Below are 18607 nucleotides of genomic sequence, written 5' to 3'. Positions count from 1 at the left end.
ATTACGGCTGCGACGCGGTCGACGCGATCCACTCCGCAGCGGCCTCCACGACGTCTGCGGCCGGCCACGGACCGTCGGGCACCACCGTCAGCTGCATCACGTTCACGCCGTCGGTGAGCAGGACGGACGAGCCCAAGGAGTAGGCCAGGTTCTCTTCCACGGAGTACGCCGTGACGCCCGCAGCGTCGACCGGGTGCGCGGTGGCGGTGTAGTCCCCGGGCACCGACCACGCGATGCCCGCATCGAGCCGGACCTCTGCGAAGTGCGGACCGTCGCCCTGAGGCTCTCCGCCGGTCAGCAGACACCACGACGTGTGCGACGCGATGTCGACCAGAGCATGTGCCGGCGCGGGCACGTCGTGGTACCCCATCGGCGCCCACGCGATCGAGGCCCCGAGGCTCTCGCCCAGCCCCGCGGCGAGCGCATTGCAGGAGTCGGCCTGCCACCACCCGGTGCGATCGCGTTCCCACGGCTCGTCGTCGAGAGCCCTCGGCATGAGCGCGCCGAGGGCGGAGCCCTGAGCATCGGCGCCGGCGCGCGTGACCGCCTCTGGATCCCCTGAGCCGCCGATGATCTCGAGCCCATCCGCCGTGGTGCGCCACGAGCACCAGTACCCCTCGCACTCGCCGAAGTAGTAGTCCTCGTCCGCGGAGCTCAGGGCGGCGTCGCCCAGCCCCGCCTGCGGGAGGATCCAGACGCTGCCGGAGCTCTCGCCGCCGGCCGAATTCTGCCCGCGCCACGAGCATGCCAGCCCGCCGACGTTGGCCACCGTCGCGGACTCGCGACGCGCCTCGACCGTGGCCGATGAGATCCCGACCGCCTCTTCGATCGCGGTCGCCGGAAGCGCCGCGGCGCAGTCGCCGCCGAACACGGTCGGCGGCCTCCCTCCAGCGCCGATGAGAAGGACCTCGGGCGTCGGCGTGGGAGTCGGCGTCGGCGTGGCCGCCGCGACGGTCTCGGTCACCGCCGGCGCCGCCGGGGAGCTCGCGCAGCCCGCGAGCAGGGCGGCGAGGGCGAGCGGGACGGCGGACAGGACGGCGTCTCGACGCATGCTCTCCCCAGGTTTCGGCGTGAGGTGACACTAGCCGAGGCGCCGCTCGCCTCGGACCCGTTGTCCACAGCCGCGCCGATGTCGGCGGCGGAGAGCAAGATGGTGGGGTGGGCGATGTGCTCGAGAGCTTCGGTCCTGCCACCCAGGACTGGTTCCGGGGTGCCTTCGCGCAGCCGACGGACGCACAGACCGGAGCGTGGCGGGCGATCTCGCAGGGCAAGCACGCCCTCGTCGTGGCCCCGACCGGCTCGGGCAAGACGCTGTCGGCGTTCCTGTGGGCGATCGACCGTGTGTTCCACGATCTGGATGCCGCGCCCGCCCCGACCGCCTCCGGCTCTCGCCGCCGCGGCGACCCGCCGCGCGGGACCCGCATCCTCTACATCTCGCCGCTCAAGGCGCTGGGAGTCGACGTCGAGCGCAACCTCCGCTCGCCGCTCGTCGGCATCGGGCAGTCGGCCCGGCGGCTGGGACTCGAGGTGCCGGCCGTCTCGGTGGGCGTGCGCTCCGGCGACACGACGTCGAGCGACCGGCGCAAGCTCGTGCAGGCGCCGCCGGACATCCTCATCACGACACCCGAGTCGCTGTACCTCATGCTCACGAGCCGCGCCGGCGAGACGCTGCGCGACGTGCACACCGTCATCGTCGACGAGGTGCACGCGGTGGCGGCGACCAAGCGCGGGGCGCACCTCGCGGTGAGCCTCGAACGGCTCGACGCGCTGCGGCAGGCCCACGACCCCGCCGCCGCCCCCGCGCAGCGCATCGGGCTGTCGGCCACCGTCCGCCCCATCGACGAGGTCGCGCGGTTCCTGGGCGGCGCCGCGCCCGTCGAGATCGTCGCGCCGCGCGCGACGAAGGCGTTCGACATGCGCGTCGTCGTCCCCATCGACGACATGGTCAACCCGCCTCCCGCCCCGGGCAGCGAGACCACGACGGATGCCGCCGACGCCGCGCCCGATGACGAGGACTGGTTCCTCGACTCGGGTCCGCGCCGCCGTCCCGAATCGACCGACATGACCGGCTCGGTGTGGCCGCACGTCGAAGAGGCGATCGTCGACCGCATCCTGCAGCAGCGATCCACCATCGTCTTCTGCAACTCACGTCGCCTCGCCGAGCGGCTCACGGGGCGACTCAACGAGATCTACAGCGAACGGCTGGGGCTCGACCTCCCGGAGCCGACCGTCCCGGCCGCCACGGGGGCCCACGGAGCAGAGGCTCCGCGCGGCGCGCAGGCGACGCGTGGAGGGGCGACCGGGGAGGCGCAGGCCGGGGCGACGGCCGGGGCGGATCCGGTGCTCGCGAAGGCCCACCACGGCTCCGTCTCGAAGGAGCAGCGCGCGCAGGTCGAAGAAGAGCTGAAGTCCGGCGTCCTGCGGTGCGTCGTCGCGACGTCGAGCCTCGAGCTCGGCATCGACATGGGCGCGGTCGACCTCGTGATCCAGGTCGAAGCACCGCCGTCGGCGGCCTCGGGCCTGCAGCGCATCGGCCGCGCCGGACACCAGGTCGGCGAGGTGAGCCGGGCCGCGCTGTTCCCCAAGCACCGCGGCGACGTGCTGCACACCGCCGTCGTGACCGAGCGGATGCTGGCCGGGCAGATCGAGGCGATCCAGGTCCCCCAGAACCCTCTCGACATCCTCGCGCAGCAGACCGTCGCCGCCTGCGCACTCGGTCCGGTCGACGTCGAGGGCTGGTACGAGACCCTGAAGCGGAGCGCGCCCTTCCGCTCGCTCCCCCGCTCGGCGTTCGAGGCGACCCTCGACCTGGTGTCGGGGAGGTTCCCGTCCGACGAGTTCGCCGAGCTGCGCCCGCGCGTCGTGTGGGACCGCGATCACGGCACGCTGACCGGCCGGCCGGGGTCGCAGCGCATCGCGGTGACCAGCGGCGGGACGATCCCCGACCGCGGGCTGTTCGGCGTCTTCGTCGCCGGCGAGGCGCAGAACGCACGCGTCGGCGAGCTCGACGAGGAGATGGTCTACGAGTCCCGCGTGAACGACGTGTTCACGCTCGGCACCACGAGCTGGCGGATCGTCGAGATCACGCACGACCGCGTCAACGTCGTGCCGGCGTTCGGGCAGCCCGGCAAGGTGCCGTTCTGGCACGGCGACGGCATCGGCCGCCCCGCCGAGCTCGGTGAGGCCCTCGGCCGGTTCTCGCGCGAGGTCTCGGGCGCCGACGACGACAAGGCCGACGCCCGCCTGCGCGCGGCCGGGCTCGACGACCGCGCGATCGGCAACCTGCGCGCGTACCTGGCCGAGCAGCGCGAGGCGACCGGCACGGTGCCCACCGACCGATCGCTCACCGTCGAACGCTCGCGCGACGAGGTCGGCGATTGGCGCGTCATCCTGCATTCCCCGTACGGCATGCAGGTGCACGCGCCGTGGGCGCTCGCGGTGAACGCGCGCATCCGCGAGCGCCTGGGCGTCGAGGGATCGGCGGTCGCGAGCGACGACGGCATCATCGCGCGGATCCCGGATGCCGAAGCCGACGCGCCCGGCGCCGAACTGTTCGTGTTCGACCCCGATGAGCTCGACCCCCTCATCACCGAAGAGGTCGGCGGCTCGGCGCTGTTCGCCTCGCGCTTCCGCGAATGCGCCGCGCGCGCCCTGCTGATGCCGCGCCGGAACCCCGGCCGCCGCAGCCCCCTGTGGCAGCAGCGGCAGCGCTCCGCACAGCTGCTCGAGGTGGCGCGCCGGCATCCGACGTTCCCGATCATCCTCGAGACGCTGCGCGAGGTGCTGCAGGACGTCTACGACGTGCCCGCGCTGCTGCGCCTCATGCGCGGCATCGGCGAGCGCCGCATCCGCCTCGTCGAGACCACCACGAGCCAGCCGTCGCCGTTCGCGCGCGACCTGCTGTTCGGTTATGTCGGCGCGTTCATGTACGAGGGCGACTCCCCGCTGGCCGAGCGCCGCGCGGCCGCGCTGTCGGTGGACCCGGCGCTGCTGAGCGAGCTGCTCGGCACCGTCGAGATGCGGGAGCTGCTCGACCCCGACGTCATCGCCCAGTTCGAGCGCGAGGCTCAGCGCCTCGATCCGGCGCGGCGTGTGCGCGGAGTCGAAGGCGTCGCCGACCTGCTGCGGCTGCTCGGCCCGCTCGACGCCGCCGAGGTCGCCGAGCGACTGCAGCCCGACGGCGCGGATCCCACCGCCGAGGATGCGCAGGCGCTCCTCGACGAGCTCGTCGCGGCGAGGCGTGCCATCGCCGTCACGATCGCCGGGCACGCGCGCACCGCGGCCGTCGAGGATGCCGGGCGCCTGCGCGACGCGCTGGGCGCAGCGCTGCCGGTGGGCGTCCCGATCGCCTTCACCGAGCCGGTCGCCGATCCCCTCGGCGACCTCGTCGCGCGCCACGCCCGCACGCACGGGCCCTTCCGGGCGGATGCCGTTGCCGACCGCCTGGGGATCGGCGTGGCCGTCGCCCGGCTGACCCTGCAGCGCCTCGAATCGCAGGGACGGCTGGCGACCGGCTTCTTCCTGCCCGCATCCGATGTCCCCGCGGGCCGCGACGAAGCGGAATGGTGCGACGCCGAGGTGCTGCGGCGGCTGCGGCTGCGCTCGCTCGCCGCGATCCGGGGCAGCGTCGAGCCGGTGCCGCAGGACGCGCTCGCGCGCTTCCTGCCCGCCTGGCAGCACGTCACCAGACCGCTCGAGGGCGTGGACGGCGTCGCCGCCGTCGTCGAGCAGCTCGCCGGGGTGCCGATCCCGGCGAGCGCCTGGGAGTCGCTCGTGCTGCCCGCGCGCGTCGCCGGCTACACCCCGGCGATGCTCGACGAGCTGACGTCGACCGGCGAAGTCGCATGGTCCGGGCACGGGGGCCTTCCGGGAAACGACGGCTGGATCGCGCTGCACCCCGCCGACACCCTCGCGCTGACACTGCCGCCGCCGGAGGAGGATGTCGCCGCCGGTTCGCTCGATGAGCAGGTCGTCGCCGCGCTGGCAGGCGGCGGCGCCTACTTCGCAGCGCAGCTGCGCAGTGCGACCGGTGCCGACAGCGAGCAGGCCGTGCTCGAAGCGCTGTGGCGGCTCGCGTGGTCGGGCCGCGTCACGAACGACACGTTCGCGCCCCTGCGGACGCTCCTCGGCGGCGGCGCCGGGGCTCATCGCACGGCCCGGCGCACACCTCGCGCGCGTCTGTACCGCGGCGCCGCGGTGCGCGCCGTCGCGGCTTCCGTTCCCGCGCGCCCCGCCAACGCCGGCGGCCGGTGGTCGCTGCTGCCCGAACCCGAGAGCGACGCCGGCATGCGCGCGGCGGCGACCGCGAGCCTGCTGCTGGACCGCTACGGCGTGGTGACCCGCGGCGCGGTGCAGAGCGAGGGAGTCGCCGGCGGCTTCGCGCAGACCTACCGCGTGCTCGCCGGCTTCGAGGACGCGGGCCACTGCCGTCGCGGCTACATCGTCGAGAAGCTCGGCGCCGCGCAGTTCGCGACCTCGGCGACGATCGACCGCATCCGCGAGTTCGCCTCGCGCGGCGATCCGCCCCCGAACCGCGCCGTCACGCTCGCGGCGACGGATCCGGCCAACCCCTACGGCGCCGCCCTGCCGTGGCCGGCGCTCGACGGCGTGACGCACCGCCCCGGCCGCAAGGCGGGGGCGCTCGTCGTCCTCGTCGACGGATCGCTCGCGCTGTACCTCGAGCGGGGAGGCAAGTCCGCGCTGGCGTTCACCGGCGACGAGGCGGTTCTCGCGGCCGCCGCCGGCGATCTCGTCGCCACCGCCCGGTCACGACGGCTCGAGACCCTCACGATCGAGCAGGTCAACGGCGCGTTCATCCATGGCTCGGGCATCGCGCGGACCCTGCGCGAGGCGGGATTCGTCGAGTCGCCGCGGGGGCTGACGCTGCGCCGTCTCACCGCCGGCGATGCGGCACGCGAGGCGGCACGTGCCCGAGGGTGACACCGTGTTCCGCACCGCCCGGCGCCTCGACGAGGTCCTCGCCGGCGCCGTGATCACGCGCTTCGACGTGCGCGTCCCCCAGCTCGCGACGGCCGATCTCACCGGCCTCACCGTTCACGGCGTCGCCGCCCGCGGCAAGCACATCCTGCACCGCATCGGCGGCGACACGCTGCGCACCCACCTGAAGATGGAGGGCCGGTGGCACCTCCAGCGACCCGGCGGCCGCTGGCCGCGACCCGCATACACGGCCCGCGCCGTCATCGACGCGACCGCACCGGACGGCAGCCGGTGGGAGACCGTCGGCTTCGACCTCGCCGACATCGCGCTCGTCCCCACCGCGGAGGAGGACCGGCTCGTCGGGCATCTCGGCCCCGATCCGCTGAGCGACGCGTGGGACCCCGCCGAAGCCGCGCGCAGACTCGCCGCCGACGACCGCGCCGCGCACGTGGCGCTGCAGGACCAGCGCAACGTGGCCGGCTTCGGCAACGAGTACGCCAACGAGATCCTGTTCGTCCGCGGCGTGCACCCCACGACCCCGGCTCGCAACGTGGACACCGCCGCCCTCGTCGACGTCGGCGCGCGGATGATCCGTACCAACCGGGACCGGCTCCACCGCACCTTCACCGGCGACAGCAGGCGCGGAGCCACGACGTGGGTGTACCGCCGTGAGAACCGTCCCTGCCGGCGCTGCGGCACGCCCATCCGCGGCGCCGCGCTCGGCGCCGATCCCACCCGCGAGCGGATCGTCTTCTGGTGCCCGCGCTGCCAGAGCGAGTCCTGAGCGAGCGGTGACGGACGATCTGTCGCGCCGCGTCGGGAAGTCCCGATCAGAGCCACATGCCGCCGACGATACGCCTGCGTTTCCGCGCCGTTACAGGCCCCCGGACGGAATGTCCGAGACGCGTTCACGCAGGCGCGGATCGTCCGGTTACCCCGGGCCGCCATTGCATCATCTGAGACCAGATGTATTGAATGACCCAAACATCCCATGACCGCGCACGGCTGCGCGGTGCTACCAGGAGGGCACTGCAGAGGTGACCACGGCAATCGAGACCGACACGGCGGCATCCGCCACGATGGACGGCCGCGGGGCCGTGCGCCTCGAAGGCGTCACCAAGCGATACGGCGACGCGGTCGCCGTCGACGACCTGTCCCTGTCGATCGAGCCCGGCGAGTTCATCTCGTTCCTCGGCCCCTCGGGCTGCGGCAAGACGACCACGCTGCGGATGATCGCGGGCTTCGAGCACCCGGATGCCGGATCCATCAGCATCTCGGGCGCCTCGGTCCTGAACGTCCCGCCATACCGGCGCGACGTGAACACCGTGTTCCAGGCGTACGCGCTGTTCCCCCACCGCTCGGTCGCCGAGAACGTCGCCTACGGTCTGCAGCAGCGCCGCACGCCCAAGGCCGAGGTCCGCGAGCGCGTGTCGCAGGCCCTCGACATGGTGCAGATGCGCCACCTGGCCGATCGCAAGCCCACGCAGCTCTCGGGCGGCCAGCAGCAGCGCGTCGCCCTCGCCCGCGCGCTGGTCAACCGCCCCGCGGTGCTCCTCCTCGACGAGCCGCTGGGCGCCCTCGACCGCCAGCTGCGCGAGGAGATGCAGCTCGAGCTGAAGCTCCTCCAGTCGCGGCTCGGCATCACGTTCGTCTTCGTCACCCACGATCAGGGCGAGGCACTGTCGATGAGCGACCGCATCGCGATCATGCGCGCCGGCCGCATCGAGCAGCTCGCCGACGCCGACACCGTGTACGCGCGCCCCGCATCGGCGTACGTCGCGGCGTTCGTGGGCCAGCAGAACTTCTTCCACGGCGACGCGGCCGAGTCGGGCGCCGCCGTCGCGTCGCCGCACGCGCTCGTGCGCGGAACCGGCACCGAGCTCGCCGGCGTCGCGAAGGGCGAGGCCGCGGTCCGGCCCGAGTTCATCTCCATCGAGAAGGCGACGGCCGGCTCGGCATCCGACGCCAACACCGCCCGCGGCGAGCTCATCGGCGTCTCGCACCTCGGCGACACCATGCAGTTCCTGGTGCGCCTCGGCGACGAGCAGAGCCTCATCGTGCGCCGCCCGACGCCCGAGGCGCCGTCGCTGCGCGTGGGCGACGATGTCCTGTGCTCGTGGAGCGCCCAGAACGTGCTGCTCTTCCCGTCCGACGACTCCGCCGAGCAGGGCGGGTACATCGCACCGCCCACCCACTGACCCCGCACCACCGCCTCCCCACCCGAAGGAGAACCCGATGTCCGACATCCACAGCAACGTGCGCATCCTCGCCCCCGAGGGTAAAGCGCAGGCGATCATGCGCGAGGTCTCGCGCCGCCGCTTCCTGAGCGTCGCCGCCATCACCGGCAGCGCCGCGTTCCTGGCCGCCTGCTCGAGCGGCGGCACCGACGGCGGCACGGCTGCCGAGCCGCAGGCCACCGGCGGCGCCCTCGAGGACAACCTGTCGATCTACACGTGGGGCGACTACGACTCCCCCGACGTGCTGGATGGCTTCACGTCGGAGCTCGGCCCGAAGATCACGATGGACTCGTACTCGTCGAACGAGGAGCTCATCGCGAAGCTCGTCGCCGCGAAGGGCACCTCGGGCTACGACATCGTCGTCCCCACCGGCGTCTTCGTCCCGCAGATGATCGAGAACGGCCTGCTCGAGAAGTTCAACAAGGACCTGCTCCCGAACATGGAGAACCTCGACGCGGCGTACCTCGGTCGCTCGTGGGACCCCTCGAACGACTACACCGTCTGCAAGGCGTGGGGCACCACCGGCTACGTGTACGACAAGACCGTGATCACGCGCGAGCTGACCACGTGGAACGACTTCTTCGACGCCGCTCAGAACGAGGCCAGCGGCAAGACGTCGATGTCCGACGACCCGGCCGGCATCATCGGCTCGTACTTCTGGGCCAACGACATGGACTGGAACACCGAGGACACCGCCGAGCTCGACGCGTGCGAGGACTTCCTCGTCAACGAGATCGCCCCGCACATCTCGGCGTTCGACTCGTACCCCGGCTCGGGCGGCATCCCGCAGGCCACCCAGGTGCTCATGCAGGCCTGGAACGGCGACGCGCGCCTGGGCATCCAGGAGTCGCCCGACCCCGAGCGCTGGCAGTGGGTCCTCCCCGGCCCGCAGACCGAGCTGTGGATGGACAACTGGGCCATCGCCGCGGGCGCACCCCACCCCGAGGCCGCGCACGCGTTCATCAACTGGTCGATGACGCCGGAGAACCTGCTGCTGAACCTCGACTACGTCGGGTTCAACGTCGGCGGCAAGGACATGGAGCAGGCGGCGGCCGACGAGGGCCTCGACTACCTCGACATGATCTTCTTCACCCCCGAGCAGCTCGAGACGATGCACGAGCAGGAGCTGAATGACTCCCAGCAGCGCCGCGTCGAGATCTGGTCCGCGATGAAGGCCGCCGCGGGTGCCTAAGACCCGTTCGGCAGGAGCCGCGCTCGCGATCCCCGCGTGGGCGTGGCTCCTGCTCTTCTTCGTCGCCCCGGTGCTGTTGGTCGTCTACTTCAGCTTCGGGTACAAGCCGGGGATCTTCGGCACGCACGCCACCGACATCCTGTCGTTCGACCGGTACATCGAGGCGATGTCGCCGACGTTCTTCACCACCTTCCAGAACACGCTGTGGGTGGGCATCGGCGGCACCGTGCTGTGCTTCCTGGTGGGCGCCCCGGTCGCGTACTGGATGGCGTTCAAGGTGCGCCCCGAGCGCCGCGGCCTCCTCATCGCGCTCGTGCTGGTGCCGTTCTGGACCAACTTCCTGGTCCGCACCATCGGCTGGCAGATCATCCTCTCGCCCGAGGGCGCGGTGTCGCAGTTCCTCTCGCCGGTCCTCGGCGGCCCGATCGAGCTGCTCTACACGCGCGAGGCCGTGCTCCTCGGCGTCGTGTACAACTACCTGCCGCTCATGATCCTGCCGCTGTTCGTCGCGTTCGACCGCGTCGGGCCCGCTCTGCGCGAGGCGTCGAAGGACCTCGGCGCGGGCAAGATCACGACGTTCTTCCGCGTCACCCTCCCCCTGTCGCAGCCCGGCATCATCGCCGGCGTCCTGCTGGTGTTCATCCCCCTCATGGGCGACTACATCACCGCGACGGTCCTCGGCGGCGCGAAGGGCAACATGGTCGGCCAGCTCGTGGCCGCGCAGTTCCAGACGGCGCAGAACTGGGCCCTCGGCTCGGCCATGGCCGTCGTCCTGATGCTCATCATCACGCTGACGATCGCGGTGTGCGGCTTCATCATCTACCTCATCGCCCTGCCGTTCCGCATGCGGAACCGCCTGGTCCTGGGACCGGCCGACGCGGCCGAGACGGATGCCGCCGCAGCAGCCGCCAAGACCCCCTCGGAGGTGTCGTCGTGACCATGACGAAGACCGAGGCCATCGCGCGCCTCGACGAGCCCGAGACCGGCGCCAAGGTGCGGCGAGCCCGCTCCCCCAGGTCGTGGTCGGACATCGCGCTGAACATATGGGGCATCCTCGTGCTGCTCTTCCTGTTCGCGCCGATCATCGTGATCGTCATCTACTCGTTCAACACGGGCCGACTGCTCATCTCGTGGGACGGCTTCGGATTCGACGCGTTCCTGACGATCCTCGAGAAGCCCGCGATCCAGAACGCCGTGCGGGTGTCGCTCATCACCGCGTTCATCGCGGCGATCATCGCCACGGCTCTCGGGACGCTCGCGGGCATCGCGATGGCGCGGCATCCCGGCAAGTGGACGTGGTGGTTCCTCGGCCTGCTGCTGTTCACCTCGGTCACCCCCGAGATCGTCGACGCCGTGGCGCTGCTGCCCTGGATGGTGTTCCTCGGTCAGGACCTGGGGCTGAGCATGTTCGACGACGGCATCGTGCGACTGTCGATCGGCTCGTCGCTGTTCGCCACCGCGGTCGTGTCGTACATCGTCCGGGCGCGCCTGGTCGGCCAGGATGCGAACCTCGAGGAGGCCTCGGGCGACCTGTACGCCAAGCCTCTGGCGACGTTCATGAAGATCACGCTGCCGCTGGCGATGCCGGCGGTGCTCGCGGGCTTCCTGCTGGCGTTCACGCTGGGCCTCGACAACACGATCATCGCGTCGTTCGTGCAGGTCTCGGGAACCACCCCGTGGCCGGTGTACGTCCTCAGCGCCGTGCGCTCGGGCATGCGACCCGAGATCGCCGCCGTGTCGACGATCATGCTGGTGCTGACGCTCATCGCGCTCGCGGTCGTCGCGCTCGTCCTCAAGCGCGCGGGCGACTCGGCCACCGACATCGCGCGCACCATGGCGGGCGGCTGATCCGCCCCGCTTCGTCTCGCTGCACTCGCTCAGCGACCGGGCCCCGACGCCCGGCGGACCCCGGTCGCTGAGCGAGGAGCGAAACCCAGGGGACGAAGCGCTCGTCGCTCGTTCCACACCAGCAACAAGGAGTTCCGCCCATGTCCTACGCCGACCTCGTCTTCACCGGCGGTCCCGTCTTCACCGCGAACACGGTGCGCTCGCGCACCAGCTTCGTCGCGGTGAAGAACGGCCGCATCGTCGCGCTCGGCAGCGACCGGGTCAGCGACCTCCTCGGACCGGACACCGAAGTCATCGACCTGGCGGGGCGGATGCTGATCCCCGGCTTCCAGGACGCGCACGTCCACCCGGTGTGGGGCGGACTCGACATGCTGCGCTGCGACCTCTCGGAACTCCACACCGCCGAGCAGTACCTCGCCGCGATCGCGGAGTACTCCGCCGCGCACCCCGACGACGAGTGGGTGCTCGGCGGCGGGTGGGGGATGGCCGCCTTCCCGGGCGGGACGCCCACGGCATCCGCCCTCGACACCGTCGTGCCCGACCGGCCCGCGTTCCTCCCCAACCGCGACGGGCACGGCGCGTGGGTCAACTCGGCCGCGCTCCGCCTCGCGGGCATCGACAAGCACACCCCCGACCCCGCCGACGGCCGCATCGAGCGAGACGCCGACGGCAACCCCACGGGAACGCTGCACGAAGGCGCCATGGGGCTGGTCAACCGCCACCTGCCCGAAGAACCCCTCGAACGTCTGACCGAGGCGCTGCTGCTCGCCCAGCGCCGCCTCCACTCGCTCGGCATCACCGGCTGGCAGGACGCCATCGTCGGGACCTACGGCGACGCCGGCGACCCCGCCGACGCCTACATGAAGGCGGTCGCCGACGGCGACCTCACCGCCCGCGTCGTCGGCGCGCTGTGGTGGGACCGCAACGCGGGGCTCGAGCAGATCCCCGACCTCATCGCCAAGCGCGAGAAGCTCCAGGCCGGCCGCTTCGCCGCCACGAGCATCAAGATCATGCAGGACGGCGTGCCCGAGAACTTCACCGCGTCGATGCTCGAGCCCTACTGCGACGGCCACGGCCACCGCACCGACAACTCCGGCATCTCGTTCGTGCCGCCCGAGATTCTGAACGAGGCCGTCGCGCAGCTGGACGCGGCGGGCTTCCAGGTGCACTTCCACGCGATCGGCGACCGCGCCGTCCGCGAGTGCCTGGACGCCGTCGAGCACGCGATCGCCCGCAACGGCCACGGCGACAACCGCCACCACATCTCGCACATCCAGGTCATCCACCCCGAGGACATCCCGCGCTTCCGCGAACTCGGCGTCGCCGCGAACATGCAGTCGCTGTGGGCGGCCTACGAGCCCCAGATGGTCGATCTGACGATCCCGTTCCTCGGCAGGGAGCGCACCGCCTGGCAGTACCCGTTCGGCGACCTGCTGCGCAGCGGCGCGGTGCTCGCCGCGGGTTCGGACTGGTCGGTGACCTCGCCCGACCCGCTCGCGGCGATCCATGTCGCGGTGAACCGCAAGTCCGCCCCCGGCCACGAGGAGGGCGAGTACGACGCGTTCCTCCCCGAGCAGGCGATCGACCTCGGCACGTCGCTGACGGCGTACACCGCCGGCTCGGCGTGGGTGAACCACCTCGACGACGTCGCCGGGACGATCGAGGTCGGCAAGTACGCCGACCTCGCCGTCCTCGACCGCGACCCGTTCGCGGGCCCCGCCGATCAGATCGGGACGACCCGCGTCCTGCAGACCTTCGTCGAGGGTGAGCTCGTGTACGCCGCCCCCGACGCCCAGACCCCCGGCACGCCCGCCGACCAGGCCACCGACATCCCGGCCTCAGCGGTCTGACCGCCGGGACTCCGACACCGAACAGGGAAGTGATAGCCGTGGGAACCACGGTCTTCGAACGGCACCGGCCGTCAGCATCCGTCATCGAGCAGAGCCTCGAGGGCTCACGCCACGACGTCTTCTGGCTCGATGATCTTCCGGCAGACCTCACACCGGCGCGCCCCGCGCTGAACGGCGAGCACGAGGCCGACCTGGTCGTGGTCGGCGCCGGGTACACGGGGCTGTGGACCGCGATGCTGGCGTTGCGCCGTACACCCGGCATCCGCGTCGCGATCGTCGAGGCGAAGACCGTCGGCTGGGCGGCGTCGGGCCGCAACGGGGGCTTCTGCGAGGCGAGCATCACGCACGGCTACGACAACGGCGCCAGCCGCTGGCCCGACGAGATCGACACGCTCGAGCGGCTCGGCATGGAGAACCTCGACGCCTTCGAGGCCGATCTCGGCGAATGGGGGGTCGACGCGCAGTTCGAGCGCGTCGGCGAGCTCGACGTCGCCGTCGAGCCCCACCAGCTCGAGTGGCTTCACGAGGAGATGGAGCACGCGGACGCCGACACCGTGTTCCTCGACGAGGCGGCGGTGCAGGCATCCGTCGCCTCTCCGACCTACCTCGGTGGCGTGTGGCACAAGCGCAACAACGCGATCCTGCATCCGGCGCGTCTCGCCGCGGGGCTCGCGAAGGCGGCCGAGGAGCGCGGCGCGACGGTGTTCGAGCACTCGCGCGTGACCGGCCTCGACTCGACCGGCGCGAAGGTGCGCGTGACGACGGATTCCGGCGCCGTCACCGCCGACCGCGTCGTGCTCGCCACGAACGTGTTCCCGTCGCTGCTCAAGCGCAACCGCCTCATGACCGTGCCGGTCTACGACTACGTGCTCATGACCGAGCCTCTGACGGACGAGCAGTGGGATGCCGTCGGCTGGCGCGACCGCCAGGGCATCGGCGACATGGCGAACCAGTTCCACTACTACCGCCCGACGCAGGACGGCCGGATCCTCTTCGGCGGGTACGACGCCATCTACCACTTCGGCCGCAAGGTGCGCTCTGCATACGAGAACCGGCCGGAGTCCTGGGAGAGGCTCGCGAGCCACTTCTTCACGACGTTCCCGCAGCTGGAGGGTCTGCGCTTCAGCCACCGTTGGGCCGGCGCGATCGACAGCTCGACGCAGTTCTGCGCGTTCTTCGGCACCGCCCGGAAGGGCCGCGTCGCCTACGCCGCCGGCTTCACCGGGCTCGGTGTGGGCGCTGCCCGCTTCGCCGGCGAGGTGATGCTGGACCTGCTGGAAGGCGAGCCGACCGAGCGCACGGAGCTCGAGATGGTCCGCAAGCGCCCGCTGCCGTTCCCGCCCGAGCCTGCGGCGGCCCTCGGCATCAACGCCACGCGCTGGTCGCTCGACCGCGCCGACCACAACGACGGAAAGCGGAACATCATCCTGAAGACCCTCGACGCGGTCGGATTGGGGTTCGACTCATGACCCAGCACCCCTCGCGCCTGGTGGCCGCAGCCCTCGTGGACGCCGCAGTGCTCGTGCTCGCGCACGAGCCCGTGCCCGCCGATCAGGTCGTCGCGGGCGCCCCGACCACCGGCTACGCCGTCCTCGACGACGGCGCCGGCCGCGAGATCGGCGTATGGGAGATGTCGCCCGGCGCGATGAGCGACACCGAGGCCGACGAGGTGTTCATCGTGCTCGCGGGCGACGCCACCGTCGAATTCGCCGACCCCGCGCATCCGCCCATCGAGCTGCGCCCCGGGTCGGTCGTGCGCCTCGAAGACGGCATGCAGACGGTGTGGACGGTGCGCGAGACGCTGCGGAAGGTCTACATCGCGCCATAGGCGCCGGAGGCTCGACCATGCACACCACACGCGCGCGAGACCTGGGCATCCCGTTCGCGGGCACGCCCGGTCGGCACAACGCGATCACCGACGTCCCGGGGATCGAAGTCGGCTACACGACGCTCATCCACGGCGAGCCCGGGGCGGACAGCGTCGCCCGGACCGGCGTGACGGCGATCCTCCCGCGCGGCCGCGCCGGCGTCGGCATCCCCTGCGCCGCCGGGACGTACTCGCTCAACGGCAACGGCGAGCTGACCGGCCGCGCGTGGATCGACGAGTCGGGCTCGTTCTCGACGCCGATCGCGATCACCAGCTCCCATGCGGTGGGGGCGGTGCACCGCGGCGTCGACGAGTGGGTGCACGCGGTGAACCCCGCCGTGTCGGCGCAGTGGATGCTGCCGGTCGTCGGCGAGACGTGGGACGGCTACCTCAACCAGATCAATGCGGGGCACGTCGAGCCCGCCCACGCCCGCACGGCGCTGGATGCGGCATCCCCCGGCCCGATCGCCGAGGGCAGCGTCGGCGGCGGCACCGGCATGAACTGCTACGGGTTCAAGGGCGGCACGGGCACCGCCTCGCGTGTCATCGACCACGACGGCACCGCGTACACCGTCGGCGTGCTGATGCAGGCGAACTTCGGCTCGCGCGAGGAGTTCACGGTGGCCGGCCGGCCGCTGGGCCCGGACTCGGCGGCGCCCGCCCCCATCGAGGACGACGGCTGGTTCCTCCGCGACGGGGAGCGGGCCCGCTCGGTCCCCGGGGCGGGCAGCGTGATCGTGGTCGTGGCCACCGACGCGCCGCTGCTGCCCGGCCAGTGCGCGGCCCTCGCCCGCCGCGTCCCGCTGGGGCTCGCGCGCACCGGCACGACCGGGAGCCACTTCTCGGGCGACATCTTCCTGGCGTTCTCGACCGCCAACTCCGGCTCGCTCACCTCGCGCATGGCCGACCGGACGTCGTACGAGTCGCTGCGGTTCATCCCGTGGGGCCGCGTCGACGCGCTCTACACCGCCACCGTCCAGGCCGTCGAAGAGGCCGTGGTCAACGCACTCGTCGCCGCCGAGGACATGGCCGGGCGCGAGGACCACGTCAGCTACGCGCTGCCCCACGACGAGGTGCGCGCGGCGTTCAGCTGACCCCGCTGAGACAATTCTCGTCGAATCAAGTGAACTTATATTCACGACTCTTCTTCATCCCACAGTCGATTTCGCACTGCCACTAGCGTTCCCCCTCGCAAATATGTAAATTGCGATTCACTGCGTGCGACGATGCTCGCAGAGACCCCCGGGCGCCCCGCCCGAGACCGTGGAGGAATCAATGTCGAACTCTCACCGCGCATCGGTCGCGGTCCCGATCGCGACCACCTGGCCCACCATCACCCCGACCACCCGCTGGACCGCGCTGGTCGGGACCGTGCTCTATCTGCTCGAACTCGTGTTCCTGTTCGGGCTCTGGGTGGCGCCGGCCGCCGGCCTGTCGGCCGCCGAGCTCACCCAGCACTGGGCAGCGAACGCCGGGATGCACGCGTTCAACGTCGCGTGCGTGAGCATCGCCGTGCTGGGGCGCATCGTCTTCGCCGCCGCCGTGCGCGACGCCCTCCGCGTGTCGCCGCGCGTGCGCGTGGTCGCCGACATCGCGTTCGCGATCACGGTCGCCGGCGTGGCCATCGAGATCGCGCTCATGACCGTCGGCTCGGGCGTCGCCGTCGTCGGCGCCGTGGACGAAGGCGCAGCAGTGCTCGCCGCCGGCATCGTCGGGCTCGGTCAGGCCGGCACCGGCGTGCCGGTCGCGATGGGCATCTCCGGCATCCTGCTGTCGATCGCGATGCTGCGCACCAAGGTGGTCGCGTCCTGGATCTCGGTCGTGGGCCTCCTCGGCGGAATCGCCTTCGCGGCGCTGATCCTCGCTCCGCTGCCGGGTCTCGCCGCCTTCGCGACGCCGGTCGCCCTGCTGGCTCTGGTGCTGGTCGTGATCTGGATGCTCGCGACCTCGATCGCCTTCATCCGCCGCACGAACGCCTGACCTCACGGGCACGACGGCCGTCGACCTCCATTCGGGGTCGGCGGCCGTCGGCGCGTCAGCGCCCCGAGCTGCGACGCACGAGAAGCGCCAGGTGCAGGGCGGTCTGGGTCTCGCCGTCGTCCAGATCGACCCCGAGCAGCTCCTCGATGAGGGCGATGCGCTGGTAGAACACCGACCGCGACAGGTGCGATGCCGTCGCCGCCGCCGTGCGGTTTCCCGGATGGGCCAGCATCGCCTCGAGCACATCGAGCAGGTCGCCGCCGCGGCCGAGATCGTGCACGATCAGCGGCGACAGCATCCGCTCGCCGTGCTCGAGCACGCGGTGGTCGTCGCGCAGCGCGGTGACCAGCTGCACGAGCGGCCGGTTCTCGGCGCGGCGCAGCTGGGGCCCGCGCCCCGAACGCCGGCCGCGGGCGAGGTCCACCGCCTCGTGCAGCGAGGCCAGCGCCCCGTCGATGTCGGAGCCGACGCGACCGACCGACACCACGAGCCGATCGGTCTCGGCCGAGCGGTCGATGGCCGCTCGGCCGAAGGCCAGCGCCTCGGCGTCGTCGAAGGGGACGTCGGCGGGGAACGAGATCAGCAGGGCCGTGGCGGGGCCGGCGACGCCCTCGGGTCCGCTGCCGACGAGCACGCGTCCGCGCGCCGCGCGTGCGGCCGCCTCGGCGGCCTCGACCGAGACGGGCGTCCCCGCCACGACCATGCCGTACAGCGCCGCACCGCGCATTGGAAGTCCCGCCGCCTCCAGACGCGCGGCGGCGCCGCCCGCGCCGGCGAATCGACCGGCCAGCAGGCCGTCGACGAGACGACCGCGGCCGATGCGACCCCACTCGTCCTTCGTGCCGTCGGCGAGCCGCCCGAGCGCCAGCGCGATCGCGCCCTGCTCGAGCACGGCCGTCCGACCCGCCGGATGCTCGGGTCCGGGCAGCGCCAGCAGGTGCCCCCACCGGATGCCACGCGCCTCGACCGGCACCACGAGCCAGTCGTCGCCGTGTGCCTCGCCGGATCCCTGCGCGCGACGGTGCGCGGCCCGCGAGCGCAGCTCCCAGTCGGTGAACAGCTCAACCTCGAGCGAGAGGGGCACGTCGGCCGCGATGACCTCGTGCGCGAGGTTCTCGAGCACGACCGGGGCCCCGAGCGTCTGCCCCAGCTGACGGACGATGTAGTCGGCGGGCGACCCGCGCAGCGCGAGCGCGGTGAAGCGCTCGCGCACCTCGTCCCGCGCCCGCAGCGCATCCGTCTGACCCGAGATGATCCGGCGGTGGACGGCCTCGGTGATCGTCACGAACCGCATCTCGCGGTGGAGCACGATCAGTGCGAGGCGGTGCTCGCGCGCCGCGCGCGCGACCACGGCAGGCAGGTAGCGGTAGTGCGTCCCGAGCTCGAGGATGATTCCCGACAGGCCGGCGTCGGCGAGGTCGCCGATGAACCGGTCGAGTTCGGCGGGCTCGGCGGGCCACGTCGCTCCCGTCGACAGCAGCATCTCGCCGCCCGACAGCATGCGCGGCACCGTCACACTGTCCGACACGTGCAGCCAGCGGACCGGGGCCTCCAGCGCCTCGTCGCCGACGACGACCTCCGGGATGCCGTCGACGATCTCGGGAAGCGCGATCACCTCGCGCACGGTCGGGAGGATGACACCGGCCGCGCCGCGGTCCGGACGATCCGTCCGAACAGGGCGATCTTCGCGACTCAC

At 72.0% G+C, this 18607-nt stretch carries 13 protein-coding genes; 11 read left to right on the top strand and 2 right to left on the bottom strand.

All coding sequences use genetic code 11. The annotated features are described in order from the left end of the window. Position 1 precedes the first annotated feature (1 nt). Entirely contained in the window at positions 2–1051 is a 1050-nt protein-coding gene (locus tag HD594_RS06345) for a hypothetical protein (RefSeq protein ID WP_184750143.1), read from the bottom strand. A gap of 107 nt (positions 1052–1158) precedes the next feature. On the opposite strand from HD594_RS06345, the gene HD594_RS06340 reads away from it, so the two are divergent. The 11 genes from HD594_RS06340 (at position 1159) to HD594_RS06290 (ending at position 16911) form a co-directional block, all read left to right on the top strand. Then, complete coding sequence (locus HD594_RS06340) at positions 1159–5940, top strand: ATP-dependent helicase (protein ID WP_184750142.1); 4782 nt, start codon at positions 1159–1161, stop codon at positions 5938–5940. After that, on the top strand, positions 5927–6721 hold the full coding sequence (locus HD594_RS06335) for a DNA-formamidopyrimidine glycosylase family protein (RefSeq protein WP_184750141.1): 795 nt from the start codon (positions 5927–5929) through the stop codon (positions 6719–6721). Before HD594_RS06340 ends, HD594_RS06335 begins: the two co-directional genes overlap by 14 nt. Positions 6722–6974: 253 nt before the next feature. Continuing rightward, positions 6975–8135, top strand: a complete 1161-nt coding sequence (locus HD594_RS06330; protein ID WP_309297737.1) for an ABC transporter ATP-binding protein — start codon at positions 6975–6977, stop codon at positions 8133–8135. 37 nt (positions 8136–8172) lie between these two features. Then, positions 8173–9366 carry a polyamine ABC transporter substrate-binding protein gene (locus HD594_RS06325; RefSeq protein ID WP_184750140.1) on the top strand — a complete coding sequence of 398 codons (1194 nt, stop codon included), beginning with the start codon at positions 8173–8175 and terminating at the stop codon, positions 9364–9366. Continuing rightward, a complete protein-coding gene (locus HD594_RS06320) occupies positions 9359–10303 on the top strand; it encodes an ABC transporter permease (protein WP_184750139.1) in 945 nt (314 codons plus the stop codon). The genes HD594_RS06325 and HD594_RS06320 overlap by 8 nt, the downstream gene beginning before the upstream one ends. Before the next feature lie 2 nt (positions 10304–10305). Beyond that, the gene (locus HD594_RS06315) at positions 10306–11214 is read left to right on the top strand and encodes an ABC transporter permease (protein WP_184752623.1); all 909 of its coding nucleotides are present in this window, start codon (positions 10306–10308) and stop codon (positions 11212–11214) included. A gap of 140 nt (positions 11215–11354) precedes the next feature. Next, on the top strand, positions 11355–13064 hold the full coding sequence (locus HD594_RS06310) for an amidohydrolase (RefSeq protein ID WP_184750138.1): 1710 nt from the start codon (positions 11355–11357) through the stop codon (positions 13062–13064). 38 nt (positions 13065–13102) lie between these two features. Further along, positions 13103–14533 carry an NAD(P)/FAD-dependent oxidoreductase gene (locus HD594_RS06305; protein ID WP_184750137.1) on the top strand — a complete coding sequence of 477 codons (1431 nt, stop codon included), beginning with the start codon at positions 13103–13105 and terminating at the stop codon, positions 14531–14533. After that, positions 14530–14892 carry a cupin domain-containing protein gene (locus tag HD594_RS06300; RefSeq protein ID WP_184750136.1) on the top strand — a complete coding sequence of 121 codons (363 nt, stop codon included), beginning with the start codon at positions 14530–14532 and terminating at the stop codon, positions 14890–14892. Before HD594_RS06305 ends, HD594_RS06300 begins: the two co-directional genes overlap by 4 nt. 17 nt (positions 14893–14909) lie before the next feature. After that, complete coding sequence (locus tag HD594_RS06295) at positions 14910–16025, top strand: DmpA family aminopeptidase (protein ID WP_184750135.1); 1116 nt, start codon at positions 14910–14912, stop codon at positions 16023–16025. Positions 16026–16206: 181 nt separating this feature from the next. Next, positions 16207–16911 carry a hypothetical protein gene (locus HD594_RS06290; protein ID WP_184750134.1) on the top strand — a complete coding sequence of 235 codons (705 nt, stop codon included), beginning with the start codon at positions 16207–16209 and terminating at the stop codon, positions 16909–16911. Positions 16912–16966: 55 nt separating this feature from the next. On the opposite strand, the gene HD594_RS17825 is transcribed toward HD594_RS06290, so the two are convergent. Further along, positions 16967–18535, bottom strand: coding sequence for a PucR family transcriptional regulator (locus tag HD594_RS17825; protein ID WP_184750133.1), 1569 nt, complete (start codon positions 18533–18535; stop codon positions 16967–16969). Between the last annotated feature and the right edge of the window lie 72 nt (positions 18536–18607).

Source organism: Microbacterium thalassium, from assembly GCF_014208045.1.
Taxonomy (GTDB): Bacteria; Actinomycetota; Actinomycetes; order Actinomycetales; family Microbacteriaceae; genus Microbacterium; species Microbacterium thalassium.
The sequence above is the reverse complement of the archived record's forward strand: the minus strand, read 5'-3'. Positions and strand labels throughout refer to the sequence as shown.